Origin of the sequence: Bradyrhizobium cosmicum (assembly GCF_032290525.1) — a bacterium.
In the GTDB taxonomy this organism is placed as follows: domain Bacteria; phylum Pseudomonadota; class Alphaproteobacteria; order Rhizobiales; family Xanthobacteraceae; genus Bradyrhizobium; species Bradyrhizobium cosmicum_A.
In genome coordinates, this window is record NZ_JASXTA010000399.1 from 1 (window position 1) to 253 (window position 253).

1 pseudogene is annotated in these 253 nt (G+C 64.0%); it reads right to left on the bottom strand.

Going from position 1 to position 253, the window contains the following annotated elements:
- Positions 1-19: 19 nt before the first annotated feature.
- A pseudogene (locus QSV46_RS40390) lies at positions 20-253 on the bottom strand (orotate phosphoribosyltransferase); the annotation flags it as partial.

The following is a 253-nucleotide window of genomic DNA, read 5'->3' on the forward strand; positions in this document are numbered from 1 at the left end:
CGGATCGGGAGGCTCGTGGTTAGTCGAGGCCCAGGTCGTTCTTCGAAAACGCGTACAGGTATGGCACACCGGCTTGTTCTGCCACGTGTTCGGCCGCACCGGTATCACGATCCACGATCACGGCCACCGCCTGGATGTCACCGCCGGCGTTGCGGACGCCTTCAACCGCGGTCAAGGCTGAGCCACCGGTGGTGGAAGTGTCTTCGAGAATGACGACTTTGCGGCCATCGACCCCGGGGCCCTCAACCTGGCG